Annotated in this window: 16 protein-coding genes, 2 tRNA genes and 2 pseudogenes; 9 read left to right on the top strand and 11 right to left on the bottom strand. The window is 70.7% G+C overall.

What is annotated here, in order from left to right; translation table 11 throughout:
* Positions 1-118: 118 nt before the first annotated feature.
* Positions 119-195: transfer RNA gene (locus ACZ303_RS05140), tRNA-Pro, on the bottom strand.
* 149 nt (positions 196-344) lie between these two features.
* Between ACZ303_RS05140 and ACZ303_RS05135 the strand changes: the two genes are divergently transcribed.
* Positions 345-418, top strand: a tRNA-Gly gene (locus tag ACZ303_RS05135).
* Positions 419-505: 87 nt separating this feature from the next.
* Here the strand turns inward: ACZ303_RS05135 and ACZ303_RS05130 are convergent.
* Positions 506-700: a hypothetical protein gene (locus tag ACZ303_RS05130; RefSeq protein ID WP_467335172.1), complete on the bottom strand. Its 195-nt coding sequence runs from the start codon at positions 698-700 to the stop codon at positions 506-508.
* Between the two features lie 265 nt (positions 701-965).
* On the opposite strand from ACZ303_RS05130, the gene ACZ303_RS05125 reads away from it, so the two are divergent.
* Positions 966-2,045, top strand: coding sequence for an acyltransferase family protein (locus ACZ303_RS05125; protein ID WP_467335170.1), 1,080 nt, complete (start codon positions 966-968; stop codon positions 2,043-2,045).
* A gap of 13 nt (positions 2,046-2,058) precedes the next feature.
* On the opposite strand, the pseudogene ACZ303_RS05120 reads toward ACZ303_RS05125, so the two are convergent.
* The 5 genes and pseudogenes from ACZ303_RS05120 to ACZ303_RS05100 form a co-directional block, all read right to left on the bottom strand.
* Positions 2,059-2,436, bottom strand: a pseudogene (locus ACZ303_RS05120) (DUF6508 domain-containing protein); the annotation flags it as partial.
* A gap of 54 nt (positions 2,437-2,490) precedes the next feature.
* Positions 2,491-2,958 (bottom strand): annotated as a pseudogene (locus ACZ303_RS05115) (HD domain-containing protein); the annotation flags it as partial.
* A gap of 93 nt (positions 2,959-3,051) precedes the next feature.
* Complete coding sequence (locus ACZ303_RS05110; RefSeq protein WP_467335168.1) at positions 3,052-4,191, bottom strand: PP2C family protein-serine/threonine phosphatase; 1,140 nt, start codon at positions 4,189-4,191, stop codon at positions 3,052-3,054.
* Between the two features lie 131 nt (positions 4,192-4,322).
* The gene (locus tag ACZ303_RS05105) at positions 4,323-5,129 is read right to left on the bottom strand and encodes an Fpg/Nei family DNA glycosylase (RefSeq protein WP_467335166.1); all 807 of its coding nucleotides are present in this window, start codon (positions 5,127-5,129) and stop codon (positions 4,323-4,325) included.
* Positions 5,130-5,280: 151 nt separating this feature from the next.
* Entirely contained in the window at positions 5,281-5,766 is a 486-nt protein-coding gene (locus ACZ303_RS05100; RefSeq protein WP_467335164.1) for a ribose-5-phosphate isomerase, read from the bottom strand.
* Between the two features lie 283 nt (positions 5,767-6,049).
* Here ACZ303_RS05100 and ACZ303_RS05095 point away from each other — a divergent pair, with 283 nt between their 5' ends.
* The gene (locus ACZ303_RS05095; RefSeq protein ID WP_467335799.1) at positions 6,050-7,378 is read left to right on the top strand and encodes an amino acid permease; all 1,329 of its coding nucleotides are present in this window, start codon (positions 6,050-6,052) and stop codon (positions 7,376-7,378) included.
* Positions 7,379-7,408: 30 nt separating this feature from the next.
* Here the strand turns inward: ACZ303_RS05095 and ACZ303_RS05090 are convergent, their stop codons facing one another.
* The gene (locus ACZ303_RS05090) at positions 7,409-9,055 is read right to left on the bottom strand and encodes a protein kinase domain-containing protein (RefSeq protein ID WP_467335162.1); all 1,647 of its coding nucleotides are present in this window, start codon (positions 9,053-9,055) and stop codon (positions 7,409-7,411) included.
* Between the two features lie 159 nt (positions 9,056-9,214).
* Here ACZ303_RS05090 and ACZ303_RS05085 point away from each other — a divergent pair, with 159 nt between their 5' ends.
* Positions 9,215-10,069, top strand: a complete 855-nt coding sequence (locus tag ACZ303_RS05085; protein WP_467335160.1) for an LPXTG cell wall anchor domain-containing protein — start codon at positions 9,215-9,217, stop codon at positions 10,067-10,069.
* Between the two features lie 77 nt (positions 10,070-10,146).
* On the opposite strand, the gene ACZ303_RS05080 is transcribed toward ACZ303_RS05085, so the two are convergent.
* On the bottom strand, positions 10,147-10,746 hold the full coding sequence (locus tag ACZ303_RS05080) for a biotin transporter BioY (RefSeq protein WP_467335158.1): 600 nt from the start codon (positions 10,744-10,746) through the stop codon (positions 10,147-10,149).
* Between the two features lie 276 nt (positions 10,747-11,022).
* Between ACZ303_RS05080 and ACZ303_RS05075 the strand changes: the two genes are divergently transcribed.
* The 3 genes from ACZ303_RS05075 to ACZ303_RS05065 all read left to right on the top strand — a co-directional run bounded on the left by ACZ303_RS05075 (position 11,023) and on the right by ACZ303_RS05065 (position 14,831).
* A complete protein-coding gene (locus ACZ303_RS05075) occupies positions 11,023-12,417 on the top strand; it encodes an amino acid permease (RefSeq protein WP_467335156.1) in 1,395 nt (464 codons plus the stop codon).
* A 171-nt stretch (positions 12,418-12,588) separates the two neighbouring features.
* On the top strand, positions 12,589-14,016 hold the full coding sequence (locus tag ACZ303_RS05070; RefSeq protein ID WP_467335154.1) for an amino acid permease: 1,428 nt from the start codon (positions 12,589-12,591) through the stop codon (positions 14,014-14,016).
* Positions 14,017-14,192: 176 nt separating this feature from the next.
* Positions 14,193-14,831, top strand: a complete 639-nt coding sequence (locus ACZ303_RS05065; RefSeq protein WP_467335152.1) for a superoxide dismutase — start codon at positions 14,193-14,195, stop codon at positions 14,829-14,831.
* Positions 14,832-14,956: 125 nt separating this feature from the next.
* On the opposite strand, the gene ACZ303_RS05060 is transcribed toward ACZ303_RS05065, so the two are convergent.
* Complete coding sequence (locus ACZ303_RS05060; protein WP_467335150.1) at positions 14,957-15,583, bottom strand: hypothetical protein; 627 nt, start codon at positions 15,581-15,583, stop codon at positions 14,957-14,959.
* A gap of 161 nt (positions 15,584-15,744) precedes the next feature.
* On the bottom strand, positions 15,745-16,383 hold the full coding sequence (locus ACZ303_RS05055; RefSeq protein WP_467335148.1) for a mycothiol-dependent nitroreductase Rv2466c family protein: 639 nt from the start codon (positions 16,381-16,383) through the stop codon (positions 15,745-15,747).
* 105 nt (positions 16,384-16,488) lie between these two features.
* On the opposite strand from ACZ303_RS05055, the gene pepN reads away from it, so the two are divergent.
* Both pepN and ACZ303_RS05045 read left to right on the top strand, forming a co-directional pair.
* Complete coding sequence (gene pepN, locus ACZ303_RS05050; RefSeq protein ID WP_467335146.1) at positions 16,489-19,089, top strand: aminopeptidase N; 2,601 nt, start codon at positions 16,489-16,491, stop codon at positions 19,087-19,089.
* 154 nt (positions 19,090-19,243) lie between these two features.
* The gene (locus tag ACZ303_RS05045; RefSeq protein WP_467335144.1) at positions 19,244-20,317 is read left to right on the top strand and encodes a hypothetical protein; all 1,074 of its coding nucleotides are present in this window, start codon (positions 19,244-19,246) and stop codon (positions 20,315-20,317) included.
* The last annotated feature ends 5 nt before the right edge of the window (positions 20,318-20,322 follow it).

Here is a 20,322-nt window from a genome sequence, read left to right as displayed (position 1 = left end):
TGGGGCTGACTTCTGGGATTCTGCTGAGGTTCAGCGGACCGCGCCCGGCATAGAGACACACGGGCACGCAGCTTGCATAGTAACCGCAAGCAGGATGGGCCCCACAATGTGATCTTGATGGTCGGGGTGGCCGGATTCGAACCGACGACCTTCCGCTCCCAAAGCGGACGCGCTACCAAGCTGCGCCACACCCCGTCGGTGCGAGACGTAGGGTACATGCCCTGGGGGCTTCCGGCTGCCGAATATCCGGGGCCCTCACCGGGGTGTGCGACGCATGGCCCGGACCCGCTACGATGCACAACGTAGCCGCACGGCCTAGGCACCGCCCTGGTCGCGCAGCCTGCGCGGGCGTAGCTCAATGGTAGAGCCCCAGTCTTCCAAACTGGCTACGCGGGTTCGATTCCCGTCGCCCGCTCCATGAACGCCTCCGGCCTCTGCCGGAGGCGTTTTTTGTTCCAATTTCGCGCCGTGTTGCGTAGATTTGACCGGCTTTGTGGCGCGTTTTTCAGAACTTGATGCCGTTTATCGTTTCGGCGATCGAGTTCAGGAACCGTTGGATCGACGGCGCCATGCCCGTGGAGGCGAGGAAGAAGCCGAAGAGGATGGCCACGATCGCGGGGCCACCCTTGATGTTGCCGGAGCGGATCATCACCACCAGCACGATCGCCAAGAGCAGCACCACTGACAGTGAAATGGCCACAACTGATCACACCCTCGGTCGGAACACCCTGTCGGCCCCGGAAGACATGCTGCCCCGCAGCCCCCACACATCAACCATCGTGCCATCAACTTGCCTGCTATAGGGGCAGTGTGACGTTTCGTCGGCACCTCGTCGAGATACGTCCGGAAAGCTGTGGGGGAAGGATATCGGCGGACTTGGTGGATACGGCCCTGGTTCGCGGAGATTAACCAAATAAGTGGAACGAGGTTTTACCGGTTCCGTTTCCCCCACTAGGGTGCCTCGGATGTCCCCCGCTGCCACTCCGTCCCCACCCACAGCGGCCCCCGCTCCGTCGCTCCCCGCCCCCTCCCCCACCCCGGCGGCGCGCGATCCCTTCTTCGACAACGCGAAGTACCTGGCGATCGTCCTCGTCGCGCTCGGCCACGCCTGGGAGCCGCTCACCCATGGCAGCCGCGCCGCGCTGGCGCTCTACCTCACGGTGTACGCCTTCCACATGCCGGCGTTCATCCTGATCTCCGGCTACTTCTCGCGCGGCTTCGACCTGAGCCCGGCCAAGGTGAAGCGGCTCGTCACCGGTGTCGTCGTGCCGTACGTGATCTTCGAGGTCGCGTACACGTACTTCCAGCACTGGGCCGAGGACGACGCCCCGGACGAGTCGATCTCGCTGCTCAACCCCTGGTACCTGAACTGGTTCCTGGCCGCGCTCTTCGTCTGGCGGCTGACCACGCCGATCTGGAAGACCCTCCGGTGGCCGGTGCCGATCGCCTTCGCGATCGCCGTGCTCGCGGCGCTCTCGCCCGAGATCGGCAATGACCTGGACCTTCAGCGGGTCCTGCAGTTCCTGCCGTTCTTCGTGATCGGCCTGCACATGAAGGCCGAGCACTTCCAGCTCGTACGGCGGCGCTGGGTGCGGATCGCGGCGCTCCCGGTGTTCGCGGGGGCGATCGCGTTCGCGTACTGGGCGGCGCCCCGGATGAACAGCTCGTGGTTCTACCACAACGACAGCGTCCAGGAGCTGGCCGCGCCGGTGTGGAGCGCGCCGGTGATGCAGCTGGCGATGTTCGCCTGCGCCGCCGTGCTGATCGCGTGCTTCTTCGCCTGGGTGCCGCGCCGGACCGTGTGGTTCACGGCGCTGGGCGCGGGCACCCTGTACGGCTATCTGCTGCACGGCTTCCTGATCAAGCTCTCGCGCTGGTGGGAGTGGTACGACGCGTACGCCTGGATCCGCCGGCCGGTGGGCGAGGTCGTGGTGACGGTGCTCGCGGTCGCCGTGATGACCGCGCTGTGCACCACACCCGTGAGGCGCGTCTTCCGCTTCGCGATGGAGCCGAGGATGGAGTGGGCCTTCCGCGAGCGGCGGTAGGGCCCGCCCGCCGTCACTCGCCGGGCGCCCGCCGGGCGTCGTACCAGGCGAGCAGCGCCGTCCACACGGCGTCCAGCAGCCCGTTCCCGGCGGCCTGGGCGATCGTCCCGTCGCAGAACCGCTCGCCGCGCACGATGGCGGTGGCCGCCCGTACGGCGTCGGCGGCGTCCAGCCGGCCGTCGGGGCCCGGCGTCGGGAGCGGGTGGTCCATCCAGTGGTAGCGGGGCGTCACGGCGCCGACGAGCGAGAGCGCGCCGACCGCGCGCCTGAGCGGCTCGCCGTAGTCGGGGTACTTCATGATGTGGACGCCGTCGGGGCGCACGCCGCCGCCGGCCCAGCACACCTCGCGGTCGGCGTCGGTCAGCGCGGCCGCGGCCTCCCGCAGGGTGCGCCACGCGGTGGCGTCGTCGGCGTCGAGCTGTGCGAGCAGCAGCCAGTCGTCGGGGTCCTTCAGACCGAGCAGGGCGCGCATGCGCGCGTACTTCTCCTTGAGCCGCTCGCGCGTGGCGGGCTCCAGCTCCGCGGCCCGCTTCGGGTCGGCGTTGTGCGCGAGGTCCGCGGCCTTGACCATCAGCGCGCCGGGCGTGGCGAGGATCCGCGCCGCGTACGCCTCCGGGGTCTCGCCCGGCCGCTTGGTCACCGCGGACACGATGTCCTTGGTCTCCTTCGGCAGACCGGCCGCCGCCAGCCACTCCTCGCTGACGGCCCCGTCCTCGACGGCGTCGTGCAGCCAGGCGGCGGCCATCTGCGCCTCGCTCCCGCCCCGCTCGCGCACGCCTTCGGCGACGGCGGCCAGGTGCTCGGTGTACGGGCGGCCGAGCTTGTCCGTCTGTGTGGCGTGCGCCTGCCTGGCGATCGCCTCGACGGCACCGAGGTCCAGCGGTCCGGCGGTCACCGGGGGATCGATCGGCATGTCGGGCTCCTTCCGCATACGTGTCCACCTGATACGTGTCCATCTGGATTCTCGCTCCTCCCGCGGCCGGGAGCGATCATGGGCTCCGGAGGGTCAGTGGCGGCAGAGCAGCAGGAGGGCCCGGTCGTCGTTGACGTCCTTGGCCACCGCTTCGATCAGGTGCCAGGCCGCGCCGTGGAAGCCGGCGGAGACATAGCGGTCGGCCTCGCCGGTGAGGCGGTCCATGCCCTCGGTGAGATCGCGCTCGGCCGTCTCGACCAGGCCGTCGGTGAAGAGCATGAGGACGTCACCGGCCTGCAGCGTGCCCTTGATCGGGTCGAACCGGGCGCCGTCGTAGACGCCGAGGAGCGGGCCCTCGGCGGCCATCTCCTCCCAGCGGCCGGTGCCGGCGCTGAGCTGGAGGGCGGGCAGATGGCCCGCCGAATACATCTCGTAGTCGCCGCTGTCGAGGTCGAGGACCAGGTGGACGGAGGTGGCGAAGCCCTCGTCCCAGTCCTGCCGGAGCAGATAGCCGTTGGCTGCGGGCAGGAAGGCGTGCGGCGGCAGGGAGCCGAGGAGGCCGCCGAAGGCGCCGGAGAGGAGCAGGGCCCGGGAGGCGGCGTCCATGCCCTTGCCGGAGACGTCGGTGAGGACGACCTCCAGGGTGCGGCCGCCGTTCGTCCGGGCGGCCACGACGAAGTCACCGGAGAAGGACTGGCCGCCGGCCGGCCGCAGCGCCATCTCCCGGTGCCAGCCGCGCGGCAGCTTGGGCAGCTTGCTCTGCACCCGGATGCGTTCGCGCAGGTCGAAGAGCATGGTGCCGCCGCGCCGCCACGGGACGCCGACGCGACTGCGGAACTGCGCGATCAGCAGGCCGAGGAAGCCCACCGCCGCTACCACGAGGATGGTGCCCGGTGTGACGCGGTCGCCGTCGCCCCGCACGCCCGGGTCCAGGACCGCCGCCTCCACGATCAGCGCGACGGCGGACGCGGCGTAGAGGGCCAGCAGGCTGGCGGGGCGCAGCAGCAGTCCGCCCGCGACGATGGGCAGCACGAGCGCGGAGGGCGCGCACCACTCCGGCATCGCGAGTGTGCCGAGCGCGAGGGCGGGTACGGCGAACAGCAGGGCGCCGAGGGCGATCCAGTCGGAGCCGTCGCCGCGGAAGTAGTCGACTCCGGCTTTGCGCAGGCTGGTGCGGGCCCGGTGCAGTGCTTTGCGCATCCGGGCCGTCGGAGTCTCCGCACCGCCAGTCATTGCATCGTGACCTTATCCACCCATTCGGCGGTGCGTCGACTCACGCCGCGCCGGGACGGCCACCCGCGGCAGGGCGCGAAGAAGCACGTGGAGCGGTCACCGCGCGAAGGACCGCGCGCGGTGCTGCTGGTTCAGCGCCGCTGGCAGTCGGGGCACCAGAAGAGATTGCGGGCGGCGAGACCGGCGGTGCGGATCTCGCCGCCACAGATGTGGCAGGGCTGCTGGGCCCGGCGGTAGACGTACACCTCTCCACCGTGGTCGTCCACGCGCGGTGGGCGGCCCATGGCTTCGGGGGTGTGTTCGGCTCGTACGGTGTCGATTCTGTTGTTGCGGACGCCCTCGCGCATCAGCTCCGCCAGGTCCGACCACATCGCGTCCCATTCGGACCGGATGAGGTCACGTCCGAGGCGGTACGGGTCGATTCCGTGCCGGAAGAGGACCTCGGCGCGGTAGACGTTGCCGACGCCGGCGATGACCTTCTGGTCCATGAGGAGGGCCGCGACGGTGGTCCGGCTGCGGGATATCCGCTGCCACGCCTTGTCGGGGTCGTCGCCCTCGCGGAGCGGGTCGGGGCCGAGCCGGTCGTGTATCGCGCGCTTCTCACCTTCGGTGATGAGCGTGCACGAGGTGGGGCCCCGGAGGTCGGCGTACGCGGACGGGGTGGCCAGGCGCAGCCGCACGGTCTCCGTGGGCGGCGGGGTGGGCGCGCCGCCGAGGGTGTACTTGCCGAAGAGGCCCAGGTGGATGTGGACCCACCCGGTGGGGAAGCCGAGGAAGAGGTGCTTGCCGTGGGCTTCGGCCGTCGCCAGGACGGTGCGGTCGAGGAGTGCCGCGCTGTCGGCGAACTTGCCCTGTGGGCTGGTCGCCCGGACTGTTTCGCCCTGGAAGAGGGTGCGGTGGTCCGCCGCGAGGCGGTGGATCGTATGCCCCTCGGGCATTTACGTCTCCTGCGGTGTTGTCTGCCGGTCAGCGACCGGGGCTCCGCCCCGGACCCCGGTCCTCAAACGCCGGACGGGCTGGATTGGTCGCCCGGACGGGCTGATTGCGCGAGGCTTGATCGAGCCCGTCCGGCGATCGAGGGCAAAAGGGTCAGACCTGCGGGTGGTGCGCCGGGATTTCCGGGAGCTCGCCCGTCTCCTCGTACCGGCTGAGCATGTCGATGCGCCGCGTGTGGCGCTCCTCACCCGAGTACGGCGTGGAGAGGAAGATCTCGACGAACTTCGTCGCCTCCTCCTGGGTGTGCATCCGGCCGCCGACGCTGATCACGTTGGCGTTGTTGTGCTCACGCCCGAGCGCGGCGGTCTGCTCGCTCCAGGCCAGGGCGGCCCGTACGCCCTTGACCTTGTTCGCGGCGATCTGCTCGCCGTTGCCGGAGCCGCCGATCACGATGCCGAGGCTGTCGGGGTCGGCGGCGGTCTTCTCCGCGGCGCGGAGGCAGAACGGGGGGTAGTCGTCCTGGGCGTCATAGATGTGCGGGCCGCAGTCGACGGGGTCGTGGCCGTGGGCCTTGAGCCACTCGACGAGGTGGTTCTTGAGTTCGTAGCCGGCATGGTCGGAGCCGAGGTACACGCGCATGCGTCCGAGTGTGGCACGAGTCGGTGCGAGGTCCGTTCACAGGGCTCGCGGGGATCCGGGCGGACGTCCGGTGATCACAACGATACGGATTCAGACCTTCCTAAACACACCTTCGAATAGTTCTAATACGGGGGCTCGTAACCCGAGAACTTAAGGAACGTGCACCATGAGCGCGACACCGCCGACTATGACAAAGGCGTCGACCTCCGGCGACCCCGGCCAGACGGGCGCCGCGTCGGGCCAGGACGGCCTCAAGGCCGGTCTCAAGAACCGCCACCTCTCCATGATCGCCATCGGCGGCGTGATCGGTGCCGGTCTCTTCGTGGGCTCCGCCTCCGGCATCGCCGCGGCCGGCCCGGGCATCCTCATCTCCTACGCACTCGTGGGCGCGATGGTCGTCTTCGTGATGCGGATGCTCGGTGAGATGGCCGCCGCCAACCCGACCTCCGGGTCCTTCTCCTCCTACGCGGACCGGGCGCTGGGCCGTTGGGCCGGCTTCTCCATCGGCTGGCTGTACTGGTTCTTCTGGGTCGTGGTGCTGGCGGTCGAGGCCACCGCCGGTGCCAAGATCCTGGAGGGCTGGATCCCGGCGGTGCCGCAGTGGGGCTGGGCTCTGATCGTCATGGTGGTGCTCACCGCGACCAACCTGGCGTCGGTCAGCTCCTACGGCGAATTCGAGTTCTGGTTCGCCGGCATCAAGGTCGTCGCGATCGGCGCGTTCGTGGTCATCGGCATGCTGGCCGTCTTCGGCGTGCTGCCGGGCTCGGACAACGACACGGCGGGGATAGCCAACCTCACGGACCACGGCGGTTTCCTGCCGAACGGACCCGGAGCGATCCTCACCGGTGTCCTGATGGTCGTCTTCTCCTTCATGGGCAGCGAGATCGTCACCCTGGCCGCCGGCGAGTCCGAGGACCCGCGCCGCGCGGTCACCAAGGCCACCAACAGCGTCATCTGGCGCATCGGCGTCTTCTACCTGGGCTCGATCTTCATCGTGGTCAGCCTGCTGCCGTGGGACTCCAAGGAGATCGCGGACAAGGGCAGCTACGTCGCGGCCCTGGACTCGATCGGCATCCCGCACGCCGGCCAGATCATGAACGTCATCGTGCTGACCGCCGTGCTCTCCTGCCTGAACTCGGGCCTCTACACCGCCTCCCGCATGGCCTTCTCCCTCGGCCAGCGCGGCGACGCGCCGAGCGCGTTCGCCAAGGTCAGCAAGAACGGCGTGCCGCGGGCCGCGATCCTGGGCTCGGTCGTCTTCGGCTTCCTCTCGGTGATCTTCAACTACGTGTGGCCCGACACCGTCTTCAAGTTCCTGCTGAACGCCTCCGGTGCCGTCGCCCTCTTCGTGTGGCTGGTCATCTGCTTCACGCAGCTGAAGATGCGCGGCATCATCCAGCGCGAGATGCCGGAGCGGCACGTCGTGAAGATGTGGCTCTTCCCGTACCTGACCTGGGCCACCATCGGCATGATCACCTTCGTGCTGGGCTACATGGTCTACGACGGCGGTGACAACCGTCAGCAGGTCCTCCTCTCCACGCTGCTCGGCGTGATCGTCATAGCCATCGGCCTCGTCCTGGACAGCCGCCGCAAGGCCGCCGCCAAGCGCTGACCGGTCCCCGCGAGCACCACCCCGCCGCCCTCAGCCCGTGCGGAACGAGTCCTTGACCGTTTCGTACGCGCTGAGGGCGGTGGTCTGTGCGGAGTCGGCGTACCAGACGCTCAGCTGGTACGTCCGGCCTCCGTTCTCGAAACCGAGCTGGCGGCCGTGGCGCGGCTGGCCGCCCTGGAGGAACGCGTACTCCCACACGACCGCCGGGTCGCCGGAGTACGTGGTGCGCTCCAGTTTGATCTTGCGGTAGCCCGGGGTGCCGTGGAAGTCCTTCTCGAACCGCTCCCAGTGCGTGAACAGGTCCTCCGTCGTACGGCCCTGCTTGGCCGAGAGCTCGATGGCGCCGTCCTTCGACGTGTAGGTGACGTCGCTGGGGCTCTGCTGCGTACGGTTCCAGCCCGCGGGCGGGGCCCAGCTGAAGCCGTCCTCCGTGCGGCGCGCGCCCTCGGCCACCGTCTCCTGAGAGCGGCCCGGTGAGGTGCCGGCCGACGCCGTGCTGCCGGGCGGGCGGCTCGTACCGCCCGCCGCGCCCTCCTCCCCCGTCCCCTGGAGGGCGAGCACGAGCGCGGCCGCCAGCACCGAGACCGCCACGACCGCGCCCGCGGTGAGCAGCGCGGCCTTGCGGCGCGGAAGGCGGGGCGGGGGCGTGTGATCCGCGGGAGCGCCCTCTCCGGGCCCTGGTGGCCCCTCGCCGGGCCCTGGGGTCCGTTCCCCGGGCCCTGGTGCCCCTTCTCCCTGCCTTGGTGGCCGCTCCCCGCCCCCGACCGGCCCTTCCCCGGGCGAGGGCGGCCACGTCGGCGGGGGCTGTTCGGGCGCGGGCGGCGGGGGCTGGGCCAGTACGGTCGGCGGGTGCGGTACCGGCTCCGGCGGTGGTTCGGCGACGTGGGCCAGGAGCTCCTCGACGGTGTCGAGCGCGGGCCTCCGCCCCGGTTCCTTGAGCAGCAGGGCGGCCAGCAGCTCCCGCAGCGGCCCCGCGACCACCGGGATGACGGGCTGCTCGTACAGCACGGCGTGCAGCGTGGCCAGGGTCGTCGCCCGGCTGAACGGTGACTGGCCGGCGACCGCCGCGCACAGGGTCGCGCCGAGCGACCACAGGTCCGACGGCGGGCCCTGCTCCTGGCCGCCGATGCGTTCCGGGGCCATGTAGTCCGGTGAGCCGACCAGCGTGCCCGCCATCGTCAGCGCCGCCGCGTCCTGCATCGCCGCGATGCCGAAGTCGGTGAGGACGATCCGGCCGCGCGTGGTGAGCAGGACGTTGCCCGGCTTGATGTCGCGGTGCAGTACTCCGACGGCGTGCACCTCGCGCAGGGCGCGCACCAGCCCCAGCCCGATCCGGGCTGCCTCGCGGGGTGCGACGGGGCCGTCGTGCACCAGCACCTGCTCCAGGGAGCGGCCGTCGACCAGCTCCATCACGATCCACAGCCGGTCGCCCTCCTCGGCGACGTCGTAGACGCGGACGACGTTGCGGTGGTCGATCCGGGCGGTGGCGCGCGCCTCGCGCAGACTGCGCTCGCGCTGGACGGTGCTGCCCTCGCCGACGAGGCCGTCGATGCGTATCTCCTTGGCCGCGACCGGCCGGCCGAGAATCTCGTCGGTGGCGCGCCACACCCGCCCCATTCCGCCGCGTCCGATCAATTCCAGCAGCCGGTAGCGACCCACCACCAGTCGCCCCTGCATCTCTCCACCCGAATTCCCCACCAGGCCCGCCCCCATTGCGGAATCACCCTTCCGCACCCTTCGGACATCGGAATCTTGTGGTACCTATTCAAATACCTCTGCAGGGAGTGGAGATAGGGGGGAGCGAAAATGTTCCGAAGTAATCAGCGAAGGCGTTCCGTGGTGCTCGCGGCGGTGTCGGTGGTGCTGTTGTTGCCATTCGGCGCGTTCGCCGCCGAGCCGACGCCGGGCAGCAGCCAGGGCGGCAGCCCGGGTCCGAGCGCACCTGCCGGGTACAAGATCAGCACGGAACTGCCCGGCAGGATATCCGTGGACAAAAAGACGGGGAACACCGCTCTGACCGCGACGGTCCGCAATGGCGGGACCAAAGAGACCGGTGGGATCAAGCTGAGTGTCGTCGGCTTCAAGGGAATGCAGGTCACCTCGGTCGAGGGGTGCGCCACCCTGCCGGCCGGACAGTTGCCGCCGGGTTCGAACAGTGGATTCGCATGCGCCATCGATAAACTCGGTGCGGGCCAGAGCCGTACGTATCGCGTGACGGCCCGCTTCGACCTCGGAAATACCGGTCAGATCTGTCTGCCCGTCACTTTGGGCGACACCAAAACGCTGCTGTGGCAGCAGGGACCCGTGCATTTCGGCACCACAGACACGAGCTCCGACGCGCCGGACACGCCGCTGCTGCTCGGCACGAAGAACGTGCCGTCCGGCCCGGCCGCGTCCCCGAGCACCGGCGGATCCGCCGGCACCGGAGGATCCTCGACGTCGCCCGCGCCCAGCCGGACCACCGGCGGCAGCCCGAGCGGTGCGCACACCACCGCTCCGGACAAGAGCGCCGGGGCACCGGCGACCACCGGTGGCACGACGTCGTCGAGCCCGAGCAAGAGCGGACCGGAGGAGCTGCCCCGTACCGGCCCGTCGACCGGCGTCGTCTGGGCGGGCGTGCTCGCGGCCGGTCTGCTGGCCGTCGGCGCCGCCGGCATCTGGCTGACGAGCCGCAGGCAGGGCCGCCACTGAGGGCCCCGGCCCTTCCGTACGAGAACGGGCCCGCACCCCCGACGTCAGGGGTGCGGGCCCGTAGGCGTGGAGGGGACTCAGCCCCGGCGCCCCAGCAGCTTCCAGGCCGCCGGGAGGGCGCCCATCGCCAGGGCCGCCTTGAGGGCGTCGCCGATCAGGAAGGGCGTCAGGCCCGCCGCGACCGCCTCGGTGAGCGAGAGGTGGGCGTACAGCGCGAGGTAGGGGACGCCGACCGCGTAGATGATCGCGGAGCCGAGCGCCATCGCGCCCGCGGTGCGCAGGGCCGAGCGGTCGGCGCCGCGGCGGGCGAGGGCGCCGACGACGGTGGCGGCGAGCATCATGCCCAGGACGTAGCCGAAGGAGGCGAAGGCCGCGCCGGAGCGGGCCTCGGCGAACCACGGCACGCCGGCCATGCCGATCACGGCGTACAGCGCGAGGGAGAGGAAGCCGCGGCGGGCGCCGAGGGCCGTGCCGACGAGGAGGGCGGCGAAGGTCTGGCCGCTGACCGGGACCGGGGAGCCGGGGACCGGGACGGCGATCTGCGCGGTGAGGCCGGTGAGGGCCGCGCCGCCGAGGACCAGCGCCGCGTCGCGGACGCGGGCGCGCCCGGCGGAGGAGGCGGGGAGCAGATCGGCGAGGACCGTACCGGTCCGGGTGACAGGGGCAGCGGTGGCCATCGGTACTCCGGTGGTGAACAAGGACAAGGACACCGTGACGTTAGCCGAGCGTGGCCGCGTGGGCACCGGGCGGCGACGACAAGCCGGAGGGCGCGGCTTTGGAGAGTTCCGCCGCCGCGTAGATGCCGTTCGCGAACGTTCCCCATCCGCACGTGATGCTGGTCACGACGGAGCGGCGGAGCTTGGCGTCGGCTGCCCGACCGGGAGAGTGTGGGGTATTGCCGCAGTCTGCTTTGCGACTGCGACCCATCGCACGGATCCGAGAGTACAAAGCCCATGCACGACGCATCGTCTGTCGCCGAGCCCCTCGCCGGCGAGCCGGAACCCCTGTCGGCCGGGCTCAAGCAGCGGCATCTGACGATGCTGGGGCTGGGCGGAGTGATCGGGGCCGGCCTGTTCGTCGGCTCCGGCGCCGGGATCGCCGTGGCGGGTCCCGGGATCATCGTGTCGTATCTGATCGCGGGCGCGCTCGCGATGCTCGTGATGCGGATGCTCGGCGAGATGTCCTCGGCGATGCCCGCCTCGGGCGCCTTCTCGGTGCACGCGGAGCGGGCGCTGGGCCGCTGGGCCGGGTTCACGGTGGGCTGGCTCTACTGGTTCCTACTGGTGGTCGTGTTGGCCGTGGAGGCCACCGGCGCGGCGCAGATCGCGAACGGCTGGGTGCCCTCGGTCCCGCAGTGGGGCTGGGTCCTGATCTTCATGGTGGTCTTCACCACCGCCAACCTCACCGCGGTGAAGAACTTCGGCGAGTTCGAGTTCTGGTTCGCGGCGCTCAAGGTCGGCGCGATCGTCCTCTTCCTGGGCCTGAGCCTGCTGGCGATCTTCGGTGTGCTGCCGGACACGGACGCCGTGGGCCTCGACAACCTCACCGGCGAAGGCGGCTTCCTGCCGAACGGCTGGAGCGGTGTGATCTCCGGCGTCCTCGCCGTCGTCTTCGCCTTCGGCGGCCTGGAGGTCGTCACGATCGCGGCCGCCGAGTCCGACGACCCGGCGCGCGCGGTCGGCCGGGCGGTGCGCAGCGCCGTGTGGCGCATCCTCTTCTTCTACGTGGGCTCGATGCTGGTCATCGTGACCCTGCTGCCGTGGTCGTCCATGCAGCCGGGCAAGAGCCCGTACGTGGCGGTGCTGGACCACGTCGGGGTGCCCGGGGCCGGGCAGATCATGAACATCGTGGTGTTCGTGGCGCTGCTGTCCGCGCTGAACGCCAACCTCTACGGCTCGTCGCGGATGGTCTTCTCGCTGGCGGAGCGCGGCGAGGCGCCGCGGTCGCTGCTGAAGGTCTCCGGTGGCGGGGTGCCGCGCCGGGCCGTGCTGGCCTCGGTGGCCTTCGGTTTCGCCTCGGTGGTACTGAACCTGAAGTGGCCGGATTCGATCTTCCACTATTTGCTGAACGCCGTCGGTGCGGTATTGCTCTTCGTCTGGGGCCTGATCGCCGCCTCGCAGCTGCGTCTGCGGCCCCGGATCGAGCGGGAGATGCCGGAGCGGCTGGCCCTGAAGATGTGGGCCTTCCCCTATCTGACCTGGGTCGCTCTGGCCGCGATGGCCGGTGTGCTGGTGCTGATGGCCACCGACGAGGGCGCGCGTCCGCAGCTGCTGTGGTCGGGCGCGGCGACCGGCGCGGTGCTCGTCGTGGCCTGGCTGCGCGAGCTCCGGCTGCGTCGCGTCCGCTGACCGGACGGCGAAAACCCCGCGGAAAAGCCTCTTTCTGGCGAGATGTCAGGTACGCACAGTAACCCCGCCGTCTGAATATCGGACAGCTGCGTCAGAAGTGTTGTCCTGAGCGAACATGACCCCCACACTGAGGCAACTTTTCCGCTCTCACCCCACGGGACACACACGATCATGACTCGGACACCTGCGACCTCCGCGCCACCGCGCGACGAGGTCACCGACCAGGCGCCGGGCGGCACGGATCTGTCGCACGGCCTCAAGCAGCGCCATCTGTCGATGATCGCCCTCGGTGGTGTGATCGGCGCCGGTCTCTTCGTCGGCTCCGGCGCGGGCATCGCCGCCGCGGGTCCGGCGATCGTCCTCGCGTATGCGGTATCCGGGCTGCTGGTGATGCTCGTGATGCGCATGCTGGGCGAGATGTCGGCGGCCAATCCCGCCTCGGGCACCTTCTCGGTCCACGCCGAGCGGGCGATAGGCCCCTGGGCGGGCTTCACCGCCGGCTGGATGTTCTGGGTGGAGCTCTGCGTGGGCATCGCCGTGGAGGCGATCGGCGCCGCGGCCATCATGGTCTCGTGGTTCCCCGCGACATCCTCCTGGATGTGGGTCCTGCTCTTCATGGCGATCTTCTGCGCCACGAACCTGGCGGCGGTCGGCAACTTCGGTGAGTTCGAGTTCTGGTTCGCCACCCTGAAGGTCGCCGCGATCGGCGTCTTCCTGGTGCTGGGCGTGCTGGCGGTCCTGGGCATGCTGCCGGGCACCGCGGCGCCGGGCGGCGACAACCTCAGCGGCCACGGCGGCTTCGTGCCCAACGGCCTCAACGGCCTGGCGGCCGGCCTGCTGGCCTCGGTCTTCGCCTACGGCGGCCTGGAGACCGTGACGATCGCCGCGGCCGAGTCCGAGCACCCGGTCAAGGGCGTCGCCCAGGCGGTCCGCACGGCGATGTGGCGCATCGCCCTCTTCTACGTCGGCTCGATGCTCGTCGTCGTCACGGTGATCCCCTGGAACGACAAGTCGATCCTCACCGACGGCCCCTACGTCGCGGTGCTGAAGTACCTCGACATCCCGGCCGCCGGGCAGATCATGAACGTCATCGTGCTGATCGCCCTGCTCTCCGCGATGAACGCCAACATCTACGGCGCCTCCCGCATGTCGCACTCCCTGGTCATGCGCGGCGAGGGCCCGCGCTTCCTGGCCCGGACCTACGGCGGGGTGCCGCGCCTGACCGTGCTGGCCTCCTCCGCCTTCGGCTTCTTCGCGGTGCTGCTGAGCTACTGGTGGCCCGACACCGTCTTCAAGTGGCTGCTGTACATGACCGGTGCCGCGATCCTGGTCGTGTGGGGCTTCATCGCCGTCACCCAGCTGCGGATGCGGCGCCGGCTGGAGGCCGAGGCCCCGGAGAAGCTGGTCGTGCGGATGTGGCTCTTCCCGGGCCTGACGTGGGTGGCGCTCGCCGCGATCGTCGGTGTGCTCGCGCTGATGCTGCGCGAGGAGGACACCCGGGTCCAGCTGTACTTCACCGCCGGACTCACGGGCGCGCTCGCGCTCACCGGTTACGTACGCCAGCGCCTGGTGGCCGCCAAGGGCGGCGTCCAGAACTGACGCACCACCATCACACCCCCCACCGAGGCGGGGTAGGTCCTGATCTTCAGGACCTACCCCGCCTCGGTCTTTGGTCCGAGGCTCGTCACATACGGCCCCCATGACCGCTTATCAGAAGCTCTTGCTGGTAGCGTCTACCTGCAAGTTAATTGCAATAAGCAGTCGGAGGGCTCGGCATGGCCATCTACACACTTCCTGAACTCCCCTACGATTACGCGGCTCTGCAGCCGGTCATCGATGCGAAGATCATCGAGCTGCACCACGACAAGCACCACGCCGCGTACGTCAAGGGCGCCAACGACACGCTGGAGCAGCTCGCCGAGGCCCGCGACAAGGACCAGTGGGGCGCGATCAACGGCCTGGAGAAGAACCTGGCCTTCCACCTCTCGGGCCACATCCTGCACAGCATCTACTGGCAGAACATGACCGGTGACGGTGGCGGCGAGCCCCTCGACAAGGACGGCGTGGGCGAGCTGGCGGACGCCATCGCCGAGTCCTTCGGCTCCTTCGCGAAGTTCAAGGCCCAGCTGACCAAGGCGTCGGCCACCACCCAGGGCTCCGGCTGGGGCGTCCTGGCCTACGAGCCGATCAGCGGCCGGCTGATCGTCGAGCAGGTCTACGACCACCAGGGCAACGTCGGCCAGGGCTCGGTCCCGATCCTGGTCTTCGACGCCTGGGAGCACGCGTTCTACCTTCAGTACAAGAACCAGAAGGTGGACTTCATCGAGGCGATGTGGCAGGTCGTCAACTGGCAGGACGTCGCCCGGCGCTTCACGGCGGCCAAGGAGCGGGGCAACCTCCTGCTGGTGCCGTAACGCCCCTTTTCACCCCCTGAGCTGCCTGCTCGTGATCGTCTTCTCACCCTTCACGTGGCAGGCGACGGAAGGCCCCCGCGCGGTCGACTCGCGCGGGGGCCTCTCCCTATCCCATCAGAGTCCCGTCAGACGTGCCCGAACGCCTCTCCCGTGACGGTGAATTCCCGGGCGAGGCCCCTCTCGTGGAGACGGGCGAACACGGCGAACGGAATCCCGTATTCGGATTCCCTCTCCGCACAGTTCCAGTTCTTGTGCACGGCAAAGCGGTAGTCGGCGGCCGTGCCGCCGTCCGCGTCCACCCGGACCGTGCCGGTCAGCCGGTATTCGACCCCGCGCAGGGCGAGCCACCAGTCCGCACTCCCCCGCCGGGGCAGCGACACGCCGCGCCAGCCGCTGTCGGCGGGGTAGGCGGCGGGCGTACGGGGGCCCGGGCGCCAGTGTTCGAGCGCCTCGGCCCGCCAGCGGTCCAGCTGCTCCTCCGCCGCGCGGCGCACGCCCTTCAGAGCGAGCAGTTCGGCGGCGTCCACGCGGTAGGGCGCGCCGGTGCCGCGCAGGTAGTGCCGCAGGATGCCGGCTGCTTGCCGCAGGCGGAGGGCGGTGCACATGGGTGGGAGGGTGCGGCAGGCGGCTCGCAGGAGCAGGTCTTGAGGGCGGGCGGGGAGCTCGGCGTGACGGGGCCCCTTGCCGGGCAGGCTCTCGTCCGCTCGGCCGCCGTTCCGGCCGAGCGGACAGGTGAGATCGGTGCTGCCCATAGGGGGACATTAAGGGAGCTTGTGCCGCGGCGCGCGTCCAGACGGCATCTGCCCCACCCCGCCCCTTCCCTGAACCGGGGCTCCGCCCCTGGACCCCGGTGTCCTCAAACGCCGGACGGGCTGACTTCCAGCCCGTCCGGCGTTTGAGGACACACGCACGATCAGTCGAAGATCGGCCCCGCCGTACGCGTGCGCTTGATCTCGTAGAAGCCCGGCGTCGACGCGACCAGCAGCGTGCCGTCCCACAGTCTCGCCGCGGCCTCGCCCTTGGGCGCCGGGGTGACGACCGGGCCGAAGAAGGCGATCTGCGTCCCGTCCGCGCCCGGCACCGCGATGACCGGCGTGCCGACGTCCTCGCCGACCTTCTCTATGCCCTCCTGGTGGGAGGCGCGCAGCTCCGCGTCGAAGGCGTCGGAGCGGGCGGCGTCGGCCAGCTCCACGGGGAGGCCGACCTCCTCCAGCGCGGCGACGATCGTGTCGTGGTCGCGCGGCAGACCCTGGTTGTGGAAGCGGGTGCCGAGCGCGGTGTAGAGCGGGCCGAGGACGTCCGGGCCGTGCTTGAGCGCCGCGGCGACGCACACCCGCACCGGGCCCCACGCCTCGGTCCGCAGCATCTCGCGGTACTCCTCGGGCAGCTGGTCCAGCTTGTTCTCGTTCAGCACGGCGAGGCTCATGACGTGCCAGCGGACCTCGACCGGGCGGACCTTCTCGACCTCCAGCATCCAGCGCGAGGTCATCCAGGCCCACGGGCACAGGGGGTCGAACCAGAAGTCGGCGACGGTCTTCTCGGTGGCGGTCATGCGGGTCTCCTCTACGAGGCGGTCAGTGGATGATTCAACACACTCGCCCCGTGCCATGATTCCTGATGTGTCCGAGATACGAGACAAAGCCGAGGGAGTCGCTTCGTGCCCGGTGAGAACCTGACCCGTGAGGAGGCCCGCGGACGGGCCCGGCTGTTGGCCGTGGACGCCTATGAGGTGGCGCTCGACCTGCGGTCCGCGGTCGGCGCGGGCGACCGGCCCCGTACGTTCCGGTCGGTCACCACGATCCGCTTCCGCTGTGCCGAGCCGGGCGCCGCGACCTTCGCGGACCTGGTGGCGCCGTCGGTGACCTCCGTGACCCTGAACGGCAAGGAGCTCGACCCCGGGGCCGTCTTCGACGGATCGCGGATCGCGCTCGACGCTCTGGACGCCGAGAACGTCCTGGTCGTGGACGCCCAGTGCGCGTACAGCCGCACCGGCGAGGGCATGCACCGCTTCGTCGACCCGGAGGACGGCGAGGTCTACCTCTACACGCAGTACGAGCCCGCCGACGCCCGCCGCGTCTTCGCGAACTTCGAGCAGCCGGACCTGAAGGCGTCCTTCACCTTCACGGTGACCGCGCCCGCCGGCTGGACGGTGCTCAGCAACGCCGAGCGGACCGGCGAGCCGGAGCCGGCCGACGCCGACGGCGCCACCTGGCGCTTCCTGCCGACCGAGCGGATCTCCACGTACATCACGGCCGTCGTCGCCGGTCCGTACCACGTCGTACGCGACCACTACCGCCGCACGCTCGACGACGGCACGGTGCTGGAGATCCCGCTGGGCGCGCTGTGCCGCAAGGGTCTGGCGCGGCACTTCGACGCCGAGGACATCTTCACCGTCACCAAGCAGGGCCTGGACTTCTTCCACGACAACTTCGACTACCCCTACCCCTTCGGGAAGTACGACCAGGCGTTCGTGCCGGAGTACAACATCGGCGCGATGGAGAACCCGGGGTGCGTCACCTTCCGGGAGGAGTTCGTCTTCCGCGGCAAGGTCACGCAGTCGTCGTACGAGCGGCGGGCCAACGTCATCCTGCACGAGATGGCGCACATGTGGTTCGGCGACCTGGTGACCATGGAGTGGTGGGACGACCTGTGGCTCAAGGAGTCGTTCGCCGACTTCATGGGCGCGTTCTCGCTGGTGGAGGCGACGCGCTTCAAGAACGGCTGGATCACCTTCGCCAACCAGCGCAAGTCCTGGGCGTACCGCGCCGACCAGCTGCCCTCCACCCACCCGGTCACCGCGGACATCCGTGACCTGGAGGACGCCAAGCTCAACTTCGACGGCATCACCTACGCCAAGGGCGCCTCGGTCCTCAAGCAGCTCGTCGCCTATGTGGGGCGGGACGCCTTCCTCGAAGGCGCCCGGCGCTACTTCAAGCGCCACGCCTTCGGCAACACCCGCCTGGCCGACCTGCTGGCGGTGCTGGAGGAGACCTCCGGCCGGGACATGGCCGCCTGGTCGCGGGCCTGGCTGCAGACGGCCGGGGTCAACGCGCTCACCCCGATGGCGACCTACGACGCCGCCGACCGGATCACGGAGCTGGCGATCCTCCAGGAGGCGGCCGCCTCCCACCCCGAGCTGCGCCCGCACCGGGTGGCCGTCGGCCTCTACCGCCGCGACGACGACGGCGCGCTGGTGCGCTACGCCCGCGCCGAGGTGGACGTCGCCGGGCCGCGAACGGTCGTGACGGAGCTCGCCGGGGCGGACCGGCCCGAGCTGATCCTGGTCAACGACGACGACCTCACGTACTGCAAGATCCGCTTCGACGAGGGTTCGCTGGCCACCCTGCGCAAGCACCTCGGCGACCTCACCGACCCGCTCGCCCGGGCGCTGTGCTGGTCCGCGCTGTGGAACCTCACCCGCGACGGGCTGATGCCGGCCCGCGACTTCCTGGCCCTGGTCGAGAGGTTCGCGGGGGCCGAGACCGAGATCGGTGTCCTGCAGATGGTGCAGGCATGGGCGCAGACCGCCCTGGTGCACTACGCGGCCCCCCAGTGGCGGGCGCGCGGCGGCCGGTCCCTGGCCGACAGCGCGCTGAGCGAGCTGCGGCTGGCCGAGCCGGGCAGCGGCCACCAGCTGGCGTGGACGCGCTTCTTCGCCCAGCTCGCCACCACCGAGTCCGACCTCCAGCTGCTGCACGGGCTCCTGGACGGCACCGGGAAGATCGACGGGCTGGAGGTCGACCAGGAGCTGCGCTGGACGTTCCTGGGGACGCTGGCCGCGCGCGGCGCGGCCGACGAGTCCGCGATCACGGCCGAGCTCGGCCGGGACAACACCGCCTCCGGCAGGCGCCACCAGGTGCGCTGCCTGGCCTCGCGGCCGTCCGCCGAGGTCAAGGCGGAGGCGTGGGCGGCGGTCGTGGACTCCGACGACCTCTCCAACGCCCTCGCCGAGGCGACCATCTCGGGCTTCGACCAGCCGGGCCAGCGCGAGCTGCTCGCCCCGTACGCGCCGCGCTACTTCGAGGTGATCGAGCGGATCTGGCGGGAGCGGTCCATCGAGATCGGCATGGCCGTGGTCCGGGGCCTGTTCCCGATGCTCCAGGACGACCGGCGGACGCTGGACGCGACAGACGCGTGGCTCACGGCCCACGCGGACGCCGCGCCGGCGCTGCGGCGGCTGGTGCTGGAGTCCCGCGACGACCTCGCGCGGGCGCTGCGGGCCCAGGCGTGCGACGTGGCGGCGTACGGCGAGAGCTGACGGCGCACGGCCGGCGAGGAGCGCCCCCCTCGCCGGCCGGTGCCGACCCTTTTCGGCACTCGAACGCCCGTACTTTAGGACAGAGTTGTCCGCATTTGCCTACGGGCCTGTAACAGGGGTTAGTGGGCGGTCGGCAGACGGGAATGGCCGGGGCATGAATCCCGACACTCCCCTCCCCCCGCTCTCTCCGCGCCCCCTGCACCACCTTTCCGATGTCCGGCACCGGGTCCTGACCTCTCGTCAATTGCGTGAGCACGGCGTGCCGGGGGCGGCCGTGAACGAACGCTGCCGCCCCGGCGGCCCCTGGCAACAGCTCCTCCCCGGCGTCTTCCTGCTCCGCACCGGCCCGGCCACCAGCGAGGAGCGGCTGCACGCCGCGCTGCTGTACACCGTGCCGCGCACCCAGGGCCCGCCCACCCAGGCGGGACCGGGCGCGACCACCGCCGCCGCCCGGGCGGCGGCCGCGGGTCCGTACGGCGAGGCCATGATCACGGGGGCGGCGGCGCTGGCCCTGTACCGCTTCACGTCCGTGCCCCCGCTGCTCTCCCTCGACCGCATCGACGTGCTCGTGCCGCGCACCCGCCGACTGCGGACGACCGGGTTCGTACGGCTCGTACGGGCGCAGGCCCTGCCGAGCGCGCGGACCGTGACCGGCGTCCCGGTCGCGCCGGTCCCCCGGGCCGTCGCCGACGCGGTCTCGCGGCTGACCGACGCGGCCACGGTGCGCCGGCTGCTGAGCGAGGCGGTGCGCGGCGGCCACTGCGAAGCGGGCGCGATCGTCCGGGAGTTGACGCGTGCCCGGCTGCTGGGGCGGGCGCATGTGATGGACGCCGTCGAGGCCCTGCTCGCCGAGGGCCGGGCCGTCGCCGAGGGCAGGCTCTACGACCTGGTGCGCGACCACCGGCTGCCCGCGCCGCTGTGGAACGTGGACCTGAGGCTGCCCGGCGGTCTTCACCTGGGGCGGGTGGACGCGTTCTGGCCGGAGCACAGCGTGGCGCTGGAGATCGACGCGCGGATGCCGCGGCAGCGGGACGCGGCGGACGAGGCGCTGTGGTCCGAACAGCCGGGGAAGCGGGAGCACTTGGAGCGGCTCGGCGTCACGGTCGTGCACGTCACGCCGAAGAGGCTGGGCGAGGCGCCCGAGCAGCAGGCCGCGGTGGTCCGTACCGCCCTGATGGCGTCGGTCGACCGCGACCCGGCCGCGTATCTGATCGTCCTGCCCGGATGACTCGT

This window comes from Streptomyces sp. NPDC023527, assembly GCF_055560115.1.
Note: the sequence above shows the minus strand (reverse complement) of the source record. Positions and strands in the feature narration are given on the sequence as shown.

What these genes read in the sequence shown, in the direction of transcription:
- ACZ303_RS05100 (WP_467335164.1), bottom strand. Translation starts at nt 5,766, where the DNA reads ATGCGCGTGTACCTCGGCTCCGACCATGCCGGCTACGAACTCAAGAAC.
- ACZ303_RS05110 (WP_467335168.1), bottom strand. Translation starts at nt 4,191, where the DNA reads ATGACTGGCGGTGCGGAGACTCCGACGGCCCGGATGCGCAAAGCACTG.
- ACZ303_RS05095 (WP_467335799.1), top strand. Translation starts at nt 6,050, where the DNA reads ATGATCGCCATCGGCGGCGTGATCGGTGCCGGTCTCTTCGTGGGCTCC.
- ACZ303_RS05090 (WP_467335162.1), bottom strand. Translation starts at nt 9,055, where the DNA reads ATGCAGGGGCGACTGGTGGTGGGTCGCTACCGGCTGCTGGAATTGATC.
- ACZ303_RS05075 (WP_467335156.1), top strand. Translation starts at nt 11,023, where the DNA reads ATGCACGACGCATCGTCTGTCGCCGAGCCCCTCGCCGGCGAGCCGGAA.
- ACZ303_RS05070 (WP_467335154.1), top strand. Translation starts at nt 12,589, where the DNA reads ATGACTCGGACACCTGCGACCTCCGCGCCACCGCGCGACGAGGTCACC.
- ACZ303_RS05060 (WP_467335150.1), bottom strand. Translation starts at nt 15,583, where the DNA reads ATGGGCAGCACCGATCTCACCTGTCCGCTCGGCCGGAACGGCGGCCGA.
- ACZ303_RS05045 (WP_467335144.1), top strand. Translation starts at nt 19,244, where the DNA reads ATGAATCCCGACACTCCCCTCCCCCCGCTCTCTCCGCGCCCCCTGCAC.
- ACZ303_RS05065 (WP_467335152.1), top strand. Translation starts at nt 14,193, where the DNA reads ATGGCCATCTACACACTTCCTGAACTCCCCTACGATTACGCGGCTCTG.
- ACZ303_RS05055 (WP_467335148.1), bottom strand. Translation starts at nt 16,383, where the DNA reads ATGACCGCCACCGAGAAGACCGTCGCCGACTTCTGGTTCGACCCCCTG.
- ACZ303_RS05125 (WP_467335170.1), top strand. Translation starts at nt 966, where the DNA reads ATGTCCCCCGCTGCCACTCCGTCCCCACCCACAGCGGCCCCCGCTCCG.
- ACZ303_RS05105 (WP_467335166.1), bottom strand. Translation starts at nt 5,129, where the DNA reads ATGCCCGAGGGGCATACGATCCACCGCCTCGCGGCGGACCACCGCACC.
- ACZ303_RS05080 (WP_467335158.1), bottom strand. Translation starts at nt 10,746, where the DNA reads ATGGCCACCGCTGCCCCTGTCACCCGGACCGGTACGGTCCTCGCCGAT.